Source organism: Mycoplasma sp. NEAQ87857, assembly GCF_009792315.1.
Taxonomy (GTDB): Bacteria; Bacillota_I; Bacilli_A; order Mycoplasmatales; family Metamycoplasmataceae; genus Mycoplasmopsis.
Map to the genome: position 1 here is coordinate 1,116,211 of NZ_CP045542.1, position 21,789 is coordinate 1,137,999.

Genomic DNA, 21,789 nt, shown 5'->3' on the forward strand with positions numbered 1-21,789 from the left:
ATTATATATAAGTATTATGTATAAATAAGGAAATTTTATCCTTAAAAAAGGGTATAAAAAAATGGCGATCACGATAGGATTCGAACCTACGACCACAAGCTTAGAAGGCTCGTGCTCTATCCAACTGAGCTACGCGACCACGTTTAATATAAATATATCATATTTTTTAATTTTTCAAAATACTTTTTATTTTGTAAAATTAAATAAAGGAGATATATGCAAAATATCGGTTTAGAGACTTTTTATAACACAAAACAAATTAGAGACAATATTAATCGTTTATTAAAATATAAATGATGAATAATAATTTCTTGTTTAGGTAGTTTAATTGTGTTTCTTGTTATGCACGCAATTTTTATGTTTAATGTATTTAGCACTATTAAAGAAGTTTATTCTTCTAAAGAAACATATAATATCTATAAAAATATTATAAACGCAAACCCTGATGCAATTATTACTGAAGAATTTAAAATATTCGCTATTTTTTATCAAGTTATGTACAACATTGCTTGATTAGCAAGTTTTACTTATATTGTATGATTTTTAACATTAACATCTAGCTCAAAAACTTTATCAAACTTCTATAAAAGTAATCCATACTTATATAAACAATATACTAATGTTAAAGGTTTTGGAACAGCAGCATTAATTCTTTTCTTTGTTGGTTTTATGCTTCCAATTTTAGCTCCAATAATGTGAATTGTTTCTATTATTCTTTCACTTGTATTTGTAATCAAAATTAATAAAATTAAAATTGATGATGAAATTCTTGCAATTTCTTCGTATAATGTTGGAAATGTATTTAATTTTAAATTTTAAAAACCAGGATTAATCCTGGTTTTCTTTTAATCTTAAATAACAAACATTTGCAATCATCGCTCCATTATCTGTTGCATATTTTAAACTTGGAATAATAGTATTAGGATGTAATGTTAAAAATTTAGATCTAAGTTCACTATTAGCACTAACCCCTCCACCAAGCACCAAAGTTTTAACTTCATATTTTTCTAAAGCTAATTTAGTTTTATCAATTAAATAATCCACTGCAACTTTTTGAAAACTTGCAGCAATTTGATTTTTATCAAATGCTATTTCTTTCATTTTGCAACTATTTAAATAGTTTAATACTTGGGTTTTTAAACCACTAAAAGAAAAATCTAATGGGTGCTCTGTTTTTGGTTTAGTAAATGATAAATATTCTCCATTATAATTTTGAGCAATTTTATCAATAATTGGACCTCCAGGAAATCCTAAACCTGATCTTGAAGCCACCTTATCAAACGCTTCACCCACAGCATCATCTAAAGTTTCTCCTACTATCTCAAAATCATTATAATTCTTAGCTAAAATTAATTGTGTATGTCCTCCAGAAACTAATAAAGTTAATGCAGGAAAAGTAATTTCATTAGTTAAAGTTGCTGATAAAATATGACCATGTAAATGATTAATTGGAATTAAAGGTTTTTTAATTACTTGACTTATAGCACTAGCGAATAAAAATCCTATTTGTAAAGTTCCGATTAATCCCGGTTCTTTAGTATAAGCTATATAATCAAAACTATTTGGTTCATATTTTTTAAAAATCATTTCTTGAATTAAAGCAATATTTTTAACATGTTCTCTAGAAGCAATTTCAGGAATGGTTCCACCAAATTCCTTGAAAATATCAATTTGAGACACAGTAATTAATTCTAATACTTTATTATCTTCTAATACAGCAATTGAAGTATCATCGTGTGATGTTTCTATACCTAAAATTCTCATTATTTAATCGCTCCAATCTGAGGAGATTTTATATATAAAGGCTCAGTTAATAAAGCATTTGTTTCTTGATTAAAAATATCTTTATATAACTTAAAATTATCAATCATTGATTGATAATTAATTTTATCAATAACAGTTTGATCTTTAGTTTTTACTGTTATTGATTTTTTAATATCATTATTTTTTTGATACATTTCTTTATCAAAAAAATACATTTTATTCCCTTGAGCATCTAGAGTTAAAATTGATTGATTGTTTTGTTTTAATAAGATATCAAATGATGTAGTAGTAAATAAAGGAACTTTAGTTAATAAAGCAATAGTTCTAAAAAAGACTAATGAAGCTCTAACTCCAGTAAAAAAACCTGGTCCAATATTTGTATAAAGTCCATTTAAATCTTTGTATTCTAAATTATGTTTTTTCATCATATTCAAGCATTCATTAACTATAAGGTCCACTTTTTTTCTATAGTTTAAATATAAAACATGATCTATTACTTCAAAATCATCATTAAATAAAACTAAAACAAAATCTTCTGTTGCTGTATCTAAATATAGATTCATTAAATAATCTCCTTAATCTCAAAATGATGAAAATCATTATCTAATAATGATGCTTGGATTTTAATGCAATTAGCATAATTAATTTCTTTTAAATTACTTCATTCTATACACACAATATTATCTTCAAAATAATCTTCAAATTCTTCTAAATCACCTTTGTAGTTATATAAATCAATATGAACTAATCCATCATAAGTTTTCATATATGAAAAACTTGGAGAAGTTATTTTTTGCTTAATTCCTAATTTTTTACCAATTAATTGTACTAAAGTAGTTTTACCAGCACCTAAATCACCATCAAGTAAAATAATTTTCTTTTGATTAAATAAATCAAAATTATTATTTACTCACTCTTGTAATTCTTGTATTGTATTACACTTAATTTCTTTTTGCATATTTTCCTTGTTTAATAAAAAAAGACGTTAAAATAACGCTTTTTGTTCTTCTGTTAATTTCTTAGTTTTAATAACCACAATAGCTTCAGGGCCTGTATGTATAGCTATAACATTAGGTAATAAAGCTACATAAACTTTTTTATTGTGTTTAGTTTGAATATAATCCACTATTTCATTAATATCATTATTATTTGAATGCAATATTATAAATTCTGAATCATCATCCATTACTTTATCATCAATGCTGTTATAAACTGATTTTAAGAAAATTCTACCTTTACCTTCTTTGATTAATTGGCCATTATCAAAAGCAATTAAAGGCACTATTTTTAATAACTTAGCTATTGTTGCAGCAGTTGGATGTAATCTACCACCTTTAACTAAATAATCATTATATTTTGGTAATAAAGTTACTTTAAAATCATTGTTTCATTGTTCAACTTGTTTAATAGCACTATCACTATCCATTCCATCTTTAATTAATTGTTCTAAATATTTAACCATTAACGGAATTAAAATAGCTACATATAATGATTGAACAACTTTTAATTTAGGAAATTCATCCATTAATGTTAATAACATTTGATATTGACTTGAAAGATGTTTTGAAATAGGGAAAAAGATGATTTCATCATACTCTTTACTTAATTTTTCTAATTCTTGATGCACTAAACCTAAAGGTGTTGATGAAGTTTTTACATTATTACTATTTAATGAAAAATGATTAAATAAATTAGTTCCTGTAAGTTCAATTCCATCCTTATATTCCACACCATCTAAACTAACTAACAATGGTAAAAAATGTCAATTGTGCTGTGCTGCTTGCTTTTTGGTTAAACCTGATGATGAATCTACTAATATCGCTATTTTTTTCATAGTTTTATTATATTAAAAAACATTATAAATTAAATAAAGTATAATATAAAATATTATGATTTTAGTAAACAATATAAATGAAACATTCAAAAATACAGCTATTATTCTAGTTGATTCTAGAATTAATGCAACCAATCAAGTTAAATGAAATGATTTGATTTTCTTTGTTGATAAAGAAAATAATGTTGAATCTATTAATGTTTTAGATTCAGCTAAATATAACTTAAATTTAGATAAAAAATTCTATAGTTTAGATGATTCTACTTATGTAAATATTTCTCAAATAGCAAGTGATTTAGGTTTAAAAATTAAAAATGAACCTAAATTTATTTATGGAGAAGTTTTATCAAGAGAAACACATCCTAAATCACAAAAATTATTTGTTTTACAAGTAAAAATTAATGATAATCAAACTATCCAAATTGTTACAAATACCTTAGATTCTACAGTTGGTAGTGTTTTAGTATTAGCACTTCCAGGATCATTTACTTTTAAAGGTATGAGAATTATTGAAAATAAAGTGTTAAATGTCGATAGTTTTGGTATGTTAACAGGATATCAAACTTTAGGAATTGATAAAGAGGGATTAATTTTTGGAACACATACTGATATAGGAAAGGATTTTAATTTATAATGGACATTTTACATGATTTAGAAAGTAGAGGAATCTTAAAACAAATTAGTAATAGAGATAAATTAATTAAATTAGATCCTGCTACTTCTTCAGTTTATGCAGGATTTGATCCTACAGCTACTAGCTTGCACTTAGGAAACTATATTCAAATTTCTATCTTATTAAGATTTAAAAAAATGGGTTGAAAAACTTATGCTTTAATTGGTGGAGCAACTGGAATGATCGGAGATCCTTCATTTAAAGATTCTGAAAGACAACTTTTAGATAATAACACCATCTTAAATAATAAAAATCATATTCGTAATCAATTAGAATCTTTTGGTTTAGAAGTTATTGATAACTATGATTTTTATAAAGATATGAACGTCTTAGATTTTATTAGAGATGTTGGAAAAATGGTTAATGTAAGCTACTTATTAGCTAAAGATTCTGTAGCTTCAAGAATTAGTAAAGGTTTAAGTTTTACTGAATTTAGTTATTCATTAATTCAAGGATGAGACTTTTTAACCTTATATAAAACTAAAAATATATGTGTTCAATTTGGTGGATCAGACCAATGAGGAAACATAACTACTGGTTTAGATATGATTTCTAAAACCTTTGGAGATGAACATAAAGCAGTTGCTTTAACTTCTAATTTATTAACCGATTCTAATGGTAATAAATTTGGTAAATCTACAGGTGGAGGAAGTTTATGATTAGATAAATCAAAAACTAAACCATATGCTATGTATCAATTTTTAGTTACTCAACCTGATTCTCAAGTTGAAAAACTACTTAAATGATTAACTTTTTTACCAATAAATGAAATTGATGAAATCATCAAAGTTCATAATGAAAATCCAGCAAATCAATATGCTCAAAAAGTATTAGCTAAATTAATTGTTGGTGATATTCATGGTGAAAAAGAAGTTAAAAAAGCTATTACCATCTCTCATATTTTATTTGATAAAAAACTTGATTACAGTAGCTTAACAATTAATGATATGCAAGATATTGAAAACGAAATAACTACTGTTTCATTAGAAAAAGATAAAAATTTAATTGAACAATTAGTAGCTAACAAATTAGTTCAATCTAAACGTCAAGCTAGAGAGTTTTTACAAACTCAAGCAATTAAAATTAATGGACAAGCAATTGATGAATCTTATTTATTAACTTCAGAAATTTATAATAATCAATATGCTTTATTAAACATTGGTAAGAAGAATATCTTTTTAGTTAAATTAGTATAGAAAAAAGTCAAAACTTATTGTTTTGACTTTTTAATTATTCTTCTTCACGATATTCAGTAAAGTATTGAACTGTTAATTTATTATTAGTTTTATTTACTATTCTAATAAAGTGATCTGTATCATTATCACTATCTAATGAATAACTAAATAGAAGCTTATTATTAACTTCTCAATTGTTTGCATTTGAAATATCACTAGCTACTAATTCACCATCAATATAAACATCAAAAGTAGTGTTATTGCTTGGTACAGCTTTTCCATAAAGGTTAATTGAACTACCTTTAAATTTATATTCTAAATAATCATTTGCAGTCGAAGTAACTGCTGATAAATTATTTACATTTGAATTAGCTACATCTGGAGCATTTTTAACAAAATCTCAACTTCCATAGTATTTAATTTCAGGATTATTAATTCCTACAATATAGTTTTGTTTTGCAGTAGTAAAGAAGTTAACTTTTGCTAAAACAAAACCAGTTCCTTTATTTTCATGTCATGCTCTAACGTGGATATTATTTACTTTATATGATTTATCAAACATATATCTTCATTGTTGAGCTCTTCCATCATAAAGCATTAATTTAGTACCATTATCTAAAATAGTTCAAATTTGAGCTTTAGTTGGAGCATAATCTCTATGATTTCCTCAGAAGTTAAAACTATATCCTGATATTACTTGTGGTTTAGTGAAATATCAATTGAATGTAGCTTCTTTGGTATTTCAAACCTCAAATCTATTATTTCCAGGTTTTGTAACTTGTATTGCACCTGTATTTCCATTTAATGAACTATGAGATGTAGTAAATCTTGCAGTAGATTGATCTAATTGTAAGTTTTGAATATATCTTTGAATTTCTTTAGGATCTTTATTAACTCTATCTTTGAATCTTCTTTGATATTTATATTTATCATCAGTTAAAAATTCTTTTAATTTAGCATCATCAGTAGTTACATTGTTAATATAACTTGATAAACTTTGATTTAATACACTATATTTGGTATCTTCTCCTTCATATACATAATTAATGTCAAAATGACCTTTTCCACCATCATTATACGCATATAAAACAACATCATAATAAGTATTTTCATCAAAGTCTTTAAAGTTAGAATAATCTCTATCTCCTGTGCTTGTGCCTTTGTTTTGAAGCTCTCCATTAATATACAATGCATATCAATCATCTACATTTCCAACAAATTTTAATTTTCCAGATTTATTAGGTTTAAATTTAAATTTATAGCTTACTAATGTATGTTCTTTATCTAAATATCCTGTGTATCTTGGATTAAGCTCCATTGGAAACTCAATGCCAGAAATTGTTCCATTAGCTGTTAAATCATCTAATTTATTAACTAGGTTAGTGATTCTATCTTCGTTTCTACCTAAAGTGTTTATAACTTCGTTTGGAATAACACCATAGTAAGTCATAACTGGAGCATTAACTACATTTCTAACTTTAATTTTTCATTTATATCCAGGAACATAATTTTCTGGTTTATTGTGGAAGTTTGATGGAATGATTTCAACATCAAACTCATCAATTTGATCTAAGAAATTATTGTTAGCGGTATAAATTAATCTCTTTGGATTATTTGGATCTAAAGCTAAAGTTCCATTAAATTTAGAATTTTTACTAAATTTCAATTCTGATCATTGGAAGTTAGGATTAATTGATCTAATTCCTTTTTCAAAATCAAAAACATAAGGTTTACCAGCAGCAACTTGGAATGCGGCTTGATGATCACCGTTATAAGTGAATTTTTGCTTATCGCTATGGTAAAAATAATCTCCCGCTGCATAAACATTACCCACAATGTCAATTCCTGGATATTTCTTATTAATTTCTTTAACCTTAGCAAGTTTTTTAACCAATTCATCTAGTTTATTTTTATAACCTTCGTTTTGATCTCTAAACCCTTGTAATTGTTCATTATATCTTCTAACTTTGGCTTGTAAGTTTGCATCGTTAGGTTTAGCTTCTAATTCTTTTGTAAATCTTGCAACTATTCCTTGCAATAAGTTGATTTGGTCAATATTCTTCTGAATTTCTTTAACATATTTATCTGATAAATCAGCAACTAATTCATATAAATTGTTATTTCAATTATGACTTTGGAGCATGTATCCAAAATCTAACTTAGTAAACTCTGATAAGTATTCAATTGTTTCAAAAGCATTGCTTCTTGAACCATTAGTATGTTTACCATTCCAGTCACTATTTTTAACTCAATCAACAAATCTATTTTGACCTAGCATATAAATCATTGATGAATATAATGCATATCAACCATGACCACCTTTAGAACTAGAAAATTCGTTTGCCAATCCAGCTCAACCACCTTCTCATTGACCTGTAGTGTTGGCTAAGTTTCTGAATCTAGTAGTATCGTTGATGTATGATAAGTTTAAAACTGAAGGAATATTAGTTCATCCATGGTCTTTAATGTTAAATGGATCTTGGTGGTGTTGGAAGTTATGGTTGATTTCATGGTAATTTCCTCAATCTTCAGTACCAAAATCTCTTTGACCTCTAAGGTATTTACTTGCTCAACTAATAGGAGCGTATAATTGATCTCCTCCACCTCAGGCAGCAGCTCCGCCCCAAATATCATCAGCATAATTTAATGCTATTCTATTAGATTTAAATTCATTTCACATAAATGAACCTTCATAGAAGCTGTTTCATTTTTGGATAACATCTTTTGGATAAACTAAATCATCAAAGTTAACATAAGCAACTTGAGTATCACTAGTTCAAGGAGCTAAAATTGCTGAATAATTAGTATTAATCGCAAGTTCAGGAGCTACTATCTGACCACTTTTAACTTTAGCTACCTGTTGATCTCATTGCTCTTTAGTAGTAATACCATCAAAGTAACCTAACATTTCTAAACCATTATGGATAGTCATATCTAAAGTAGCAATATCTCCATTAGGTGTATATAATGATCCATTGATTTTTACATTTATTGGACCACCAAAAGGTGAACCAATTTTAATTCTATGATGTTCATCAATTTCAGAAAGGCTATAATTGAACTCACTTCTTACTTTTGGATATCTCTTACTTACCATACCGGTATTACCAAATTCATGGTTATCTCAATAATTTTGATTGATGATAAAAGTAAATGGAATATTTCCTCTTGCTTTTAATAACTTATAAGTTTCTTCACTAAATTCAATCTCTACAACTTCTCCTGGAGCAGCATAAATTCCTGTTGTATGCATTCCTAAGTAAGTGGTAGAAATACCAATTCTTCTAGTTAAACTTTGAGCAGTATCAGGAATTTGTTTTTGATAAAATCCAGCAGCTGCAGGGTGTTTTTTAAGTCTATTATTACGGATTTCATCCTTAATAAATCCTGCATCTCTATAATAATTGTTTCTATCAGGAACTTTTTCTTCCCTAACTTCATTTGCAACATTTACTCTAACACCATTATGCATTAGGTAAGAATTTGGATGATCTCTTCCAGCTTTATAGTCGTAATTTCATGCTGGATATTTAAAGTCTGATCCATATTTTTTAGTTAAAGGTGTTTCATAAACTTCGTGGTTTGCAGTTCTAGGATGGTATCCTAAATCTTGAATAAATCCATTTAAGAATCCTACTTCTTTAGATTCAATAGCTTTAAATTTCTCTGAATCATTAACTAAAGGTAATGATGAAATATCAATAGAATTGGTATTTCATTCAATATTTTGATCATTAACTATTTTTACAAAATAGGTTCCTACACTATTAATATGTAATGAATTAGTATTATTATCTAATAAATCATTATATCTATATCATTTGTAAGTAACGTTAGATAATGACTCTGTATGAGTTAAACTTAAATCTACTCCAGTAGGTGCTAAAGTTTTGCTTGAAGCATTTAATTCAACATCTTTTAATGGGTTATGATGATGTAAAGTCACTGTATTTTTAACTTCATAGTTTTCAAAAGTTACATCATTAATAAATCCACTAATGATTAATTTAACTTCTTTATCTTGATCAACTACAAATGGATCAATATCATTAACTTTATGAGTTGCACCATATACTTCATTATCTCCAGCTAATCATCTCATTGTCTTAATATTAACTTTTGAATCAATATTAAGACCTAGTTTATATTTAGCATCTGCAGATAATAAATATCCTTGATTATCAGTATAAATATTAGAATGAGCTAAAGCTTCTTTTACTAAAATAGCATCATCAGCAAATCTATCTAAGCTAGTAACTTGATTTCTAAATTTCTCATATAAATCTGCAATTGTAGTAATTGTATTTAAATTATTACTTGTTCTAGCTATTATATTTGATATCTCTTGACGATTAGCTTTAAAATCATTAATTACAGTTTTATTTAATTCAAATCCTAAATCTTGATTAATAAAACTATCAATTTTAGTATTAACTGGTTCACTTAAGTTTAATTGTTCAACTAATAAAGGAAGATTAGTTGCTAAAGCTTGATCATATTGATCATATAAATTACCTAAGCTCATTAAAGTATCATAATCAGTAGCTTTTGCATCTATACCATTGATTAATTGATTTTTAATATTAGTACTCATTGTTGAATATGAGTTAATTTTTTGAATTAAATTATTTTTATAAGCAACTCCTTGAAGTTGATTAATCACTTCGTTTAACTCACGTTGAGCTTGAGTTAAACGTTCAAGAGTAATATTGGTATCTTTAATTTTGTAGTATGAATATTCATCACTAGCAATTCTATTAGCAACATTTTTTAAATTAATTTGATCAGCAGATTTAGCAAATTTATAATCTTCAATTGCACCTTCGTGTTCAAGATAAAGTTTTAATTTTTCAGCTAAATCTCCTGCTTTGGTATTTATTGCATTAGCTGCTTTAAATATCGCTTTAACTTGACCTAAATATTTACAATTTCTTGCATCTTCTTTAAATTTATTAATTACAGCCGCTTCTAAATTAGTTAAAGCATCAAATTTTGCTAATTCTTCATTTAATTGTTCTTCTGTAATTGGTGTAGGTTTATACACTTCAATTGCAGGAATTCAGTTATTATTTTCAAAATTAATTCATTTATAAGTACCAGTTACTTTTACAGTTACATTTTTAGAATCTTGATTTTCTGGTGTATTTTCAAAATCACTTAGTGAAATTGAAATTGAGCCATTTTGATCTTTAGCTTTTTCAATACCATCAACATAGAAATTGTAATTATTAATTGTTACATTTTCTATATTATCTAAATGAACTACTACAGGTGTATTTTCATCTGGTAAATACCCACCATTAGTTGCATTTAAAAGTGTATTAGTTAATATTTCTTTTAAATCATTAAAGTCTTTAATTTTTGATTTAGCACTAGTTATTGTTTCTTTAATTTGTTCTAATTTTGGATTATATTCACTATTAATATCAATAATTCTTGAATTATCAAATAAACTTAAAATTTCTTGTTTTAAATTATTAATAGTGGTAATTTCATCGCTTAAACTAAATAATTTATCTTCTAAAGCTTCATAATTATTTAATTCAGTTAATTTATTAACTAAATTAATATTTAAAAATTCTAATACTTCATTTAATTCTTGGTTTTTAGCTTTTAATTCATGTGCTTTAGCATTTAATTCACTTAAATCATTAGTATTTGTTAAATTATTTAACTCATTTTCTAATGGAGTTGGCCCAAAGTGATTTAAAGCAGTTTTTAAATCTTGTTTTACATTATTTAAATTATCATCACCATTTAATGCATCATATTTAGTTTCGATATTATTAAACGCTTCATTTAATTTATCAATCTCAATTTCATTATTTAATTTATTTTCAACTAATAAATTAATAAATTCATCAATTGCACTAGTTAAATCATTAATATGAGATTCATTTGAATATTTGAATTTAACATCTTGAGATTTAGTGTTATTGAAGTTGTTGATTCAATCAAAAATATCACTTAATTTTTGATTGATACCTTTGTATTTTTCTAATATTTCTAAAGCATCATTTTTAGTTTCTGCATTAGTAAATTGTTGTTTAATTTGAGTTTTTAATGCATCACTTAGATATTGAAGTTGATCAATTTCTAAATAATAATTATCTTTATTATAGTTAGCTCATATTGGTTTTGCTATAGTAATAGGATGAATTGCTCTATTAGTGAATTCAATTCCTTTATAAGTTCCTGAAACTTTTGCAAGTATTAATTTGTCATTTAACACATTTAAATCATTTAAAGTAATGCTATTATCATTTTCAATTTGATCATCAATACTTCATTCTACATTGGTTAAATTTAAATCATTAACACTAGGAATGGTAATATCTATATCATTAAATGCTTCGTTAAAAATACCATTATTTGATGCTATTGGAGTTAAATTAGGTAATAAATTATTTAATTCATCAACATTAGTTATATGTGTTTTAACACTAGTAATTAACTGATTTAGTTCATTATTTAATTGAACTAAATCAGTTGAATTATTATTTAAAACATTGTCATTAAATAAATTTGAAGCTTCAGTTAATTTAGTATTTAAATTATTTTTAATTGTTTCATCTAATTTAATATTAGATTCTTGTTGCTCTCATTCGTTTAATCTTTGGTTAACGTTTTTAAGCTCATTAATAGTATTTAATAAGGTGATAGCTTGATTTTGTAATGTATCAGCATTATTTTTTATTTCATATAAACCATCATAATTACTTGTGCTTTCTAATTGATCAATAAATTGTTGTTTAATTGATTGATCTAAAGCACTTAAATCATTAATTAATCCAGATACAATTCTTGAATTATTATCTCCATCTAAATTATTAGTTCTTAATTTAATTTCATCAAATAATGAACTTAAATTAATATCTTTATATGAAGCTAATTTATAAAGTTGTTGATCATTAAATAAAGTATTAAATTCATTAACTTTAATTAAATAATTATTTTTAATTGTTGTTGAAGCATATTTAATATTTTTAATTTGATTTGAATTTGTATCTTTAATATATGCTTGAATTTCTTTAATTAAATTACTTAAATTTTTTGCTTTTTCAATCACTTCTAAAGTTTCATTTAAAGAATTAGTTTGATCAATTTCGTTATTAATATATTGTTTAGTTAAAACATCAAAATTATCTATTTGATTAACTTTTGCATAATATTTATCTTTATTAACGTTTGATCAAGGATTGTATCCAATTACTAACTTACGTGATGCTTTATTAGTAAAATCCAAATTATCAAAAGTTCCATTTACTTGTACATAAATAACATTTGATTCTTTAAAATTAAATTGATTGCTATTAATAACTATTGATTTTTGATTTGCATTAGCAATAGGATTTTGATTAATAAATCATTGAATTGAACTAATTGTTAAATCACTAGGAAAATCAACATTAGCATTTAAACTTAAATGTTCATCATCAAATAAATTATTATTATCAACTGTAATTGTAATATTAGCTAATTGCTCAGTTAATTTATTGGCTCATTTTACTAATAAATCAGCTTTTTGATTTAATTTTTCTAATTCATTAGTTTTAGCTTCTAAATCTAAATCAATATTAGTTAATTTATCATTTTTGAAATCTTGATTTAAATCATTAATATTGTTTTTTAACTCAACAAATTCAGGATTTTCTAATAAATCACTATTTGTTGCTTCATTAATTAAATCATGAGATAAATGCATTTGTTGTACTAAACTTAATGTTTGATGGTTTTTAATATTTAATTTTTCTTTAAAATCTTGTAATTGTTCTAAGCTACTAAAAGATACTAAACTTTGCTTAATATTTTCTTTGCATTCTTGATCTAAATTCATTAAATTATCAATGTTTTGTTTCATATTATTTAAATTATTAACACCAGATAATGAATTAAATTTATGCATTAAATTAGTTTTAATATTTTCTAAATCATTAGTTGCTAAATTAGTAATTAATTTATCTTTTTCATAATGTGCTTCTACTGCTTTTAATTGTTTAATTAACACTTCTTGCTCATCACTTGAAGCAAATTTAAAAATAGGTTCATTGGTTAAAAAATCTGTATTTAATTTTTTAACTTCTGATAATAAATCTTTTGATTTTTCATCTCTATGCTTAATTTCATTAAATACAGTTTCAATTTCTTTCATATTATCTAAAGAACTTATTTTATTTTTAACTTGTTTTATTTCATCGTTATTTAATGAACTTAATTCGCTTATTTTATTAAAATATGAGTTTTTTAAACGATTAAGCTCTTGGTTGTGTTTATATTTATTAACCCCAAATACTGTAGCTCCTATAGCTGCTGGAACCAATAAACTTGAAGAGATTAAAATTATTTTGTTTGATTTCTTCATTATCCCTCCTATTATCTTTTAAATAAATTGTTTTGTTTTAAATAATCAAATTCTTTAACTGTTTCTTCTAGTTTTTTTATACAATACTCATCACTAAAAGGCATTACATCTTGAGCGTGTAATCATAAAATTGTTAAATAATAAACTAGTATTTTTTGCTGAATTAAATACTCTTCCCAATAGCTTTCATATTGATTTAAAAAGATTTCTTCTTGTTCTTTATTCAAAAAAGAACCACAAATAAAATAAGCTAAATCAAAGTGCTTATCACCCATTGATGAATATTCTCAATCAACAAAATAAACTTTATTATTTTTATCTACAATAATATTTCCTTCATATAAATCATTATGTAATGGTCTATTGTTTTGGCTGTGTTTTAAAATTAAATTAATTCTTTTATAGTATTTATTTAATACATCAATATTAATATTTTTTTCTTTTAAAATTCTACGATATTCTTTAACTCTTGATGCTACATTGCTTTTTGGAAATTTTAATTCTGAATCATGCAGTGTTTTAAAGTTATTTGCAATTTGAACTAATATATCTTTATCAAAAGTTTTTTCTTTTGTTTTAATTCATTCTCATTCAACCACTTTATCAGTATTTTGAATTAATTTTGGCACAAAATCAAAATCTTTTAATAGTGAATAATCTAATTTATGATTAAATTTATTCACTATTTTTTCTTGATAAAAACTATTAGCTGTTTGATAGGAATTATTAGTATGTCCCTTTTCTATTTTTATCATTTTTTACTCCCTAATAATAATTGTATTAATTTTAAAAAAAATACTTGCTTTTATAATGTTTGATTATAATAAATATATGAATTTTCCCATAAATAAAAAATCAAAAAACTCCTTATTAGTTTCTAGAATTATTCCAGGTATAGTTTTAGGTGTTTTAGCGATAGCTATTATTGCTTTATTTAGATTATCATTATTTACTTTTAATCAACAAGATAGCACACTTAAAATTGTTCTACAATCAGTTTCTGTAGTTATATTTAGTGTGATTGTTTTTTGATCTGGATTAGAATTATCTAAAGCTTTTTATAGAAATATTTATCTATCATTATTATCAGCGATAATCTTTACTTTTTTTATTATTTTCCCTTCAGTTGGATTAGAAAATAAGGTTTGATTTTCTAATCCGGATATTGTTAAAACTTCTCCTTTAACCAATATTTTATTTAATCACCAAAAATGATTATATTTTATTATTAGCAGTTTATTTTTTGTTATTTTATTTATTTTAATTAGAATGATTCAAAATCAAAATCGTTTAATGAGACAAATAATTAATAAGTCATTAATTTTATTTATCTGTTATATCATTTTATATTTATTTTTTAATTCTTTTGTTATTTTAAACGCTCAAGAAGCTGGTTTACAAAAAATCATTTTATTTGTTTTAATTGCAATAAGTCATGATATGGGAGGATTTTTTGGTGGAAAACTTTTAGGAAATAAATTTATTAAAATCAAACTTGCACCTAATATTAGTCCTAAAAAAACTTATGAAGGAGCTATTGTTGGGGTTTTAGTCGCTTTAATTATCTCTATTGTATTTTTAATTTCATATAATGTCACATTCTTTAAAGAACCTACTTTAGTTAATCAATATTTCTTTTTAAGTGATGTTGCTAATCCTATTACATCTAACTCCATCATTCTTGCATTTTTAATAATGGCCCCAATTAGTGCTTTAGTTGGTGATTTATTCTTTTCATTTATTAAAAGAGTCAATGAAATTAAAGACTTTTCTAAAATATTTTTAGGTCATGGAGGACTATTAGATAGATTAGATAGTATTGCTTTTGTATTTGTGCTTTGAAGTATGTTTGCTTCATTTTAAAAAGGAGAGTTATGTATTATAAAGACGCACCATTTAATAATTTAGCGAAGTTTTTAAATCTTGGGGAACTTGAATCTATCCAAGATGCATACATAAAAAACTCCGAAATTAAATCATCCAAAGAAAATAAATCACTTGAATTTACTATTGTATTCACTAGAATTCCATTAGCTAGTGATTTTTTTAAACTATACAATGCAATTAATAACTATTCTGCTATTAAATTAATCGCTTCATATGAAATTAATTCATTTTATATTGAACACTCTGAAATCTCTTTTTATATTCAAAAAAGTATTGAAAATGAACCAAAATATCTCGAAATATATGATTTAATGCTAGTAATTAATGGGTTATATTTCAATAATGTCAAAAAATGTTGAGTTTTTAGACACAATAATAAAGAAATAGATCAAGATTTAGTTAATCAAGCACTAGAACACATTACCAAACAAATGAACTACTTTGGTTTTAGAAATTTCACCATCGATAGTGAATATCAAGAACCTGTTAAAGTTAGTCAAAATTTCGAAGTTGATTATAGTCATTTTAAAAAACAACTTTCTATGGCGGTTAATAATGATTTTAAATCTAAAGTTAATAACATTAGAGGTAAAACATTTAATCGTGGTGGTAAAAATTATAATGTTAACACCATTCAAGAAATTAATAATTTAGATAACTTAATTGGTAGATATTTTACAAATTTCAAAGGAATGGTTTATCGTAAAGAAATAATTGATCGTAAAGATTATTTCTTATATAAATACTCAGTTACAGATTTTAAAGACGCTATAAGAATCACAATGTTTACCAAAGAAAAACTTGCAAATGAAGATGATATCAACATCAATGAATTTGGAGATTTTTATGGTGAAGTTTCTATTGGAACCGATTTTCAAAAAATAGTAAAAATTGACAAAATGTATAAAACTGATTCAATGTTTGAAGCTAGACATGATGATGCAGAGGTCAAAAGAATTGAATTAAATGCTAAAAGTAAAATGAATACTATGGATGGATTGTTAGATCCTGCAGATATAATAAATATTGCAAAACAATTTAATCAACCTGCAGTAGCTTTATTAGATTCTAATAGTGTTCAAGGATTTCCTGAGTTTTTCTTTTCAGCAAAAAAAGCTAATATCAAACCTATTTATGGGGTGTCATTTGATGTTATACACAATGATAATCAAGTTATTTTAAATGATGATTGACAAGATATTACTTTAACTAAAGCCGAATATGCTGTATTTGATATTGAAACTACGGGTTTATCACCAAGATTTTCTGAAATTATAGAATTTGGTGCTTCAATTATTAAAAATGGTCAAATTGTAGAAAATCATCAATTTTTCATTAAAGCTTCTTCACCTTTATCTTCATTTACCACTAATTTAACTAATATTACCGATAAAATGCTTGATGAACAAGGATTAGAAGTAGATGAAGCATTAGATAAAATTTATGCTATTTTAAATAATAGAATCGCAGTAGCTCACAATGCTAATTTTGATATGAATTTTGTAATTCAAAAATTCATTCAAGCTAATAAACCTTTACCTAAAACTACTTATTTAGACTCTTTAGCTATATCAAGATTATTATTTGAAAACAAAGCAAAGCACACCTTAGGTGAGTTTTGTAAGAATTTAGAAGTGGCTTATGATTCGTTAGTGGCCCATAGAGCTGATTATGATGCTGAAGTTTTAGCTAAAGCATTTTTAAATGCAATTAGAATGCTTGAAAGCGATAAAATCTTAACCTTAGAACAATTATCTAAATTAATGACTGAAAATTACTATCAAAAAATTAGATCAAGTCAAATTAGTATTCTTGCTTTAAATCAATTAGGTTTAAAAGAACTATTTAAATATGTTTCATTAACTTTAACCAAAAGATTTTATAAATCACCTAAGATGTTTTATGAAGATATTCATAAAACAGATAATGTTTTAATAGGCTCTGGTGGATTAAAAGGACCCTTAATTGATGCTTTATTATTTTCTTCAGATTTAGAAATTGATAAATTAATAGATCAATTTGATTACATTGAAGTACCTCATCCTCAAGCTTTAGCTCATTGAATTTCAAATGATGATTTTAGTTTAGAACAAATTCAAGAGTTGCTTAAAACTTTAATTATTAAAGCTAAAAAGAAAAATAAAATCGTTGTTGCTATTGGTGATGTTAGATATGAAAATAAAGTTGATCAAATTTTCTTTAAATCATTAGTTTATTCTAAAGGTATAGGAAATACTTCTCACTTTTTATTTAATTATTCAAAAGCAGCTAGTCATTCATTAAAACTTCCACATTTACATTATTTAACTACTAATGAAATGAAAGAGCAATTTGCATTTTTAAATGATTTAGATTTAATTAATGAAATAGTTGTTAATAATCCTAAAAAAATTGCTGATTTAGTTGATGATAATATTGAAATCATTAAAAAAGATTTATATACTCCTAAATTTGATAATTCAAAAGAAAAACTTTATGATTTAGTTTATAAAAATGCACATAAAATTTATGGAGAAAAACTACCAGAAATAGTAGAAGAGAGAATTAAAAAAGAAATTACTCCTATTATTAAATATGGATTTGATGTTATTTATTGAATTTCTCATAAACTAGTTAAAAAATCAATCGATAATGGTTATTTAGTAGGATCTAGAGGATCTGTTGGATCATCTTTAGTTGCTACTTTATCAGGAATTACTGAAATTAACCCACTTCCACCACATTATATTTGTTCAAAATGTAAATATTTTGAACTTTATGATGGTGATGATATCAGTTCAGGATTTGATTTAAACGATTTAAATTGTCCTAATTGTGATATTAAAATGATTAAAGATGGACAAAATATTCCTTTCGAGACTTTCTTAGGATTTAATGCAGATAAAGTTCCTGATATTGATCTAAACTTCTCTGGAGATTATCAATCTGAGATTCATGATGAAGTTAAGCGATTATTTGGTGAAGATCATACTCTTAGAGCTGGTACTATATCAACTATTAAATCTAAAACTAGTTATGGATATGTTAAAAAAGCATCTGAAGATTATAATTTTGGTTATTCTCCTTCCTTTGTTGATTTTATTTCAACTAAACTCGAAGGAGTAAAAAGAACTACTGGACAACACCCTGGAGGAATTATCATTATTCCTAAAGAGTTTGAATCTGAAGACTTTACTCCTATTAACTATCCTGCAGATGATATTTCTTTAGACTGAAAAACCACTCACTTTGCATTTAGTTCTATCCATGATAACGTTTTAAAACTTGATATTTTAGGTCATGTGGATCCTACAGCTATTAGAATGCTAGAAAAACTTACAGGTTTAGATGTTAAAAAAGATGTACCTAAAAAAGATGTTAAAGTTATGTCTTTATTTTCTAGCACAAATGTTTTGGGCATAACTCCTGAACAAATTGGAGGAGAAATTACTGGAGCTTTAGGTATTCCTGAATTTGGTACTGGATTTGTTAGAAGGATGCTTCATGAAGCTCAACCTAAGAGTTTTGCAGATTTAATTTCACTATCAGGTTTATCTCATGGTGAAGATGTATGAACTAATAACGCTCAAGAATTAATTAATAAGCACAATATGACCTTAAAAGATGTTATTTCTTGTAGGGATGATATTATGGTTTATTTAATTCATAAAGGTGTAGATCCGTTGTTTTCTTTTAAAATAATGGAACAAGTTCGTAAAGGTAAAGGATTATCAAAAGAAGAGGAAAAACAACTATTAGATTCAAATATTCCAAGTTGATACATCAATAGTATGAAAAAGATTAAATATATGTTCCCTAAAGCTCATGCTACTGCTTATGTATTAATGGCTTGAAGAATCGCTTGATTTAAACTATATTATCCTTTAGAATACTATGCAACTTATTTAACAACTAGAGTTGATGAATTTGATGTTGAAATATTAATGAATGATATTGGATGTAAAAAAATTAACTCTAAATTAGTTGAATTAAATACTATTTCAGATAAAAAAGCTAAAGATAGTGCATTAATTCAAACTTTAGAAATTGCTAGAGAATTATATGCTAGAGGATTTTCTATTAGTAATATTAACTTAGGAAAATCTTTAGCTAAAGAATGAGTTATTGACTATGAATTTAAGTCTTTAATACCACCATTTTCTGCTATTAAAGGTCTTGGTGAAGCTGTTGCTAATAAAATAGTAGCTTCAAGAGATGAAAGAGCATATATGTCTCAAAGCGATTTCCAAAAACGTAGTGGAGTTAATGTAACTTTATTTAAAGTTATTAAGGAATTAGGTATCATTGATCATTTAAATGAAACTGATCAAATGACTTTATTCTAAATTTATTTTATTTATACAACCAAGATTAACAATCTTGGTTTTTTATATAAATACTATATTGTATAATATTGATATGTTAGGATTTATAGAAAAAAAATTACAAAAGAGTTTAGCTAAAATGGCTAAAAAAACCGTACTTAATGAAGCAGATATTCTTGAAATTACTCGTGAAGTAAAAATGTCATTACTTGAAGCTGACGTTAATTTAAAAGTTGTTAAAACTTTTATTTCAAACGTTAAAGAAAAAGCTTTAAGTAGTGGAGTAATTGGTAAATTAAACCCTTCTCAACAAATGATTAAGATTTTTCATGAAGAATTGGTTAATATACTTGGTGGAAAAGCTAAAGAATTTAAAATCGAGAAAAAACCATACATCATTATGATGTGTGGACTTCAAGGTTCAGGAAAAACTACTGCAACAGCTAAATTAGCTTACTTTTTAAGAAAGAAAAAAATGGTTGAAAAACCATTAGTAGTAGCTGCAGATATTTATCGTCCTGCTGCTGTTAATCAATTAGTTACTTTAGCTAAAAGTATTCAAGTAGATTACTTTGAGCAAGGTACAGATGTTCCTGCAGAAACCATTGTAGCTAATGCTTTAGAGTTTGCTAAACAAAATCAAAATGATTTAATTATTATCGACACTGCTGGTAGATTATCAATTGATGAAAAATTAATGCAAGAATTAGTTGAAATTAAGAAAATTGCTAAACCTAGTGATATTTTATTTATCGCTGATGCTCTTAGTGGTCAAGACATTATTAATGTTGCAAGCACTTTTAATGATAATTTAAAATTAACAGGAACTATTATTACCAAATTAGACTCTGATGCTCGTGGAGGAGCCGCTTTAAGTTTAAGACATGTATTAAATATACCAATTAAATTTATAGGTACAGGTGAAAAAGTATCTAACTTAGATTTATTCTATCCAGATAGAATGGCTGATAGAATCTTAGGTATGGGTGATGTTATGAGTTTAATCGAAAAAGCTCAAGACGTTATCGATGAAGATAAAGCTAAAAATATGATGGAAAGAATGTTCTATGGCGAATATACATTAGATGATTTATTAGAACAAATTCAACAAGTTAAAAATATGGGTAAATTTTCAAAAATATTAAAAATGCTTCCTGGTGGATTAGCAAGCAAAGTTGATCCTTCTCAAATTGAAAAAGCAGAAGAAAAAATGAGAATTTATCAAATTTTAATGTCTTCTATGACAATTAAAGAAAGAAAAAATCCTAAATTGTTAAGACAAGCATCAAGAAAAGAAAGAATTCTTAAAGGTAGTGGAAGATCTGCTCAAGAATATAACAAATTATTATCTGACTTTGATGCTATGGTTAAAAAAATGAGTCAAATTGTTAAATCAGTTAAAAATGGTTCATTTGGACCTGGTTCATTAGGTGGTTTTGGTTTATAAAAAATAGTACTAGATTAAATTTCTAGTGCTATTTTTTATTCACCTTTTGTCTAACCAATAATGATTAATTTAATTAGGATTAATAATGTAATAAATAGACATAAAAGTTTCCAAGTTATCAAAAAAACGTTAAAAAACATTGATTATTAGCTTATTTTTTAATTTTTTCAAATTCTTACATTGTAATTTAAGTTTTAAAATATTTATTATTATGAAAATATAAAAGATTAATATTATTTAAATTATTATACTAGAAATTTAATGACTGATTTTTACCAAAACCACAGTATTACTTATGTTTTAGTAAATTTTATAAGTATGAACTGCAAAAGAAATTTTTATA

Annotated in this window: 12 protein-coding genes and 1 tRNA gene; 6 read left to right on the plus strand and 7 right to left on the minus strand. The window is 25.1% G+C overall.

The window, feature by feature from the left end; genetic code table 4:
* Positions 1-62 precede the first annotated feature (62 nt).
* Positions 63-139 (minus strand) — tRNA-Arg (locus tag GE118_RS04075).
* A gap of 77 nt (positions 140-216) precedes the next feature.
* Here GE118_RS04075 and GE118_RS04080 point away from each other — a divergent pair.
* Positions 217-819, plus strand: a complete 603-nt coding sequence (locus GE118_RS04080; RefSeq protein ID WP_158764136.1) for a hypothetical protein — start codon at positions 217-219, stop codon at positions 817-819.
* A 9-nt stretch (positions 820-828) separates the two neighbouring features.
* Here the strand turns inward: GE118_RS04080 and tsaD are convergent, their stop codons facing one another.
* The 4 genes from tsaD to GE118_RS04100 are packed head-to-tail and all read right to left on the minus strand — an operon-like array spanning position 829 to position 3,598.
* Positions 829-1,764: a tRNA (adenosine(37)-N6)-threonylcarbamoyltransferase complex transferase subunit TsaD gene (gene tsaD / locus GE118_RS04085; protein WP_158764137.1), complete on the minus strand. Its 936-nt coding sequence runs from the start codon at positions 1,762-1,764 to the stop codon at positions 829-831.
* Positions 1,764-2,327: a tRNA (adenosine(37)-N6)-threonylcarbamoyltransferase complex dimerization subunit type 1 TsaB gene (tsaB, locus tag GE118_RS04090; RefSeq protein ID WP_158764138.1), complete on the minus strand. Its 564-nt coding sequence runs from the start codon at positions 2,325-2,327 to the stop codon at positions 1,764-1,766. The genes tsaD and tsaB overlap by 1 nt, the downstream gene beginning before the upstream one ends.
* Positions 2,327-2,722 carry a tRNA (adenosine(37)-N6)-threonylcarbamoyltransferase complex ATPase subunit type 1 TsaE gene (gene tsaE / locus GE118_RS04095; protein WP_158764139.1) on the minus strand — a complete coding sequence of 132 codons (396 nt, stop codon included), beginning with the start codon at positions 2,720-2,722 and terminating at the stop codon, positions 2,327-2,329. The genes tsaB and tsaE overlap by 1 nt, the downstream gene beginning before the upstream one ends.
* A gap of 27 nt (positions 2,723-2,749) precedes the next feature.
* Positions 2,750-3,598 carry a DegV family protein gene (locus GE118_RS04100; RefSeq protein ID WP_158764140.1) on the minus strand — a complete coding sequence of 283 codons (849 nt, stop codon included), beginning with the start codon at positions 3,596-3,598 and terminating at the stop codon, positions 2,750-2,752.
* Positions 3,599-3,653: 55 nt separating this feature from the next.
* On the opposite strand from GE118_RS04100, the gene tapR reads away from it, so the two are divergent.
* Together tapR and tyrS are read left to right on the plus strand one after the other, a co-directional pair.
* On the plus strand, positions 3,654-4,232 hold the full coding sequence (gene tapR / locus GE118_RS04105; RefSeq protein WP_158764141.1) for a TyrS-associated PheT N-terminal domain-related protein TapR: 579 nt from the start codon (positions 3,654-3,656) through the stop codon (positions 4,230-4,232).
* Entirely contained in the window at positions 4,232-5,467 is a 1,236-nt protein-coding gene (gene tyrS, locus GE118_RS04110) for a tyrosine--tRNA ligase (RefSeq protein WP_158764142.1), read from the plus strand. Before tapR ends, tyrS begins: the two co-directional genes overlap by 1 nt.
* 34 nt (positions 5,468-5,501) lie before the next feature.
* On the opposite strand, the gene GE118_RS04115 is transcribed toward tyrS, so the two are convergent.
* Both GE118_RS04115 and GE118_RS04120 read right to left on the minus strand, forming a co-directional pair.
* A complete protein-coding gene (locus tag GE118_RS04115) occupies positions 5,502-13,808 on the minus strand; it encodes a hypothetical protein (RefSeq protein WP_158764143.1) in 8,307 nt (2,768 codons plus the stop codon).
* Between the two features lie 11 nt (positions 13,809-13,819).
* The gene (locus GE118_RS04120) at positions 13,820-14,563 is read right to left on the minus strand and encodes a phosphotransferase (protein ID WP_158764144.1); all 744 of its coding nucleotides are present in this window, start codon (positions 14,561-14,563) and stop codon (positions 13,820-13,822) included.
* Between the two features lie 76 nt (positions 14,564-14,639).
* Between GE118_RS04120 and GE118_RS04125 the strand changes: the two genes are divergently transcribed.
* The 3 genes from GE118_RS04125 to ffh all read left to right on the plus strand — a co-directional run bounded on the left by GE118_RS04125 (position 14,640) and on the right by ffh (position 21,446).
* Positions 14,640-15,671 (plus strand): phosphatidate cytidylyltransferase, encoded by a 1,032-nt coding sequence (locus tag GE118_RS04125; protein WP_158764145.1) that lies wholly within the window; start codon positions 14,640-14,642, stop codon positions 15,669-15,671.
* 11 nt (positions 15,672-15,682) lie between these two features.
* Positions 15,683-20,020 (plus strand): PolC-type DNA polymerase III, encoded by a 4,338-nt coding sequence (locus GE118_RS04130; RefSeq protein ID WP_158764146.1) that lies wholly within the window; start codon positions 15,683-15,685, stop codon positions 20,018-20,020.
* A gap of 73 nt (positions 20,021-20,093) precedes the next feature.
* On the plus strand, positions 20,094-21,446 hold the full coding sequence (ffh, locus tag GE118_RS04135) for a signal recognition particle protein (protein WP_158764147.1): 1,353 nt from the start codon (positions 20,094-20,096) through the stop codon (positions 21,444-21,446).
* The last annotated feature ends 343 nt before the right edge of the window (positions 21,447-21,789 follow it).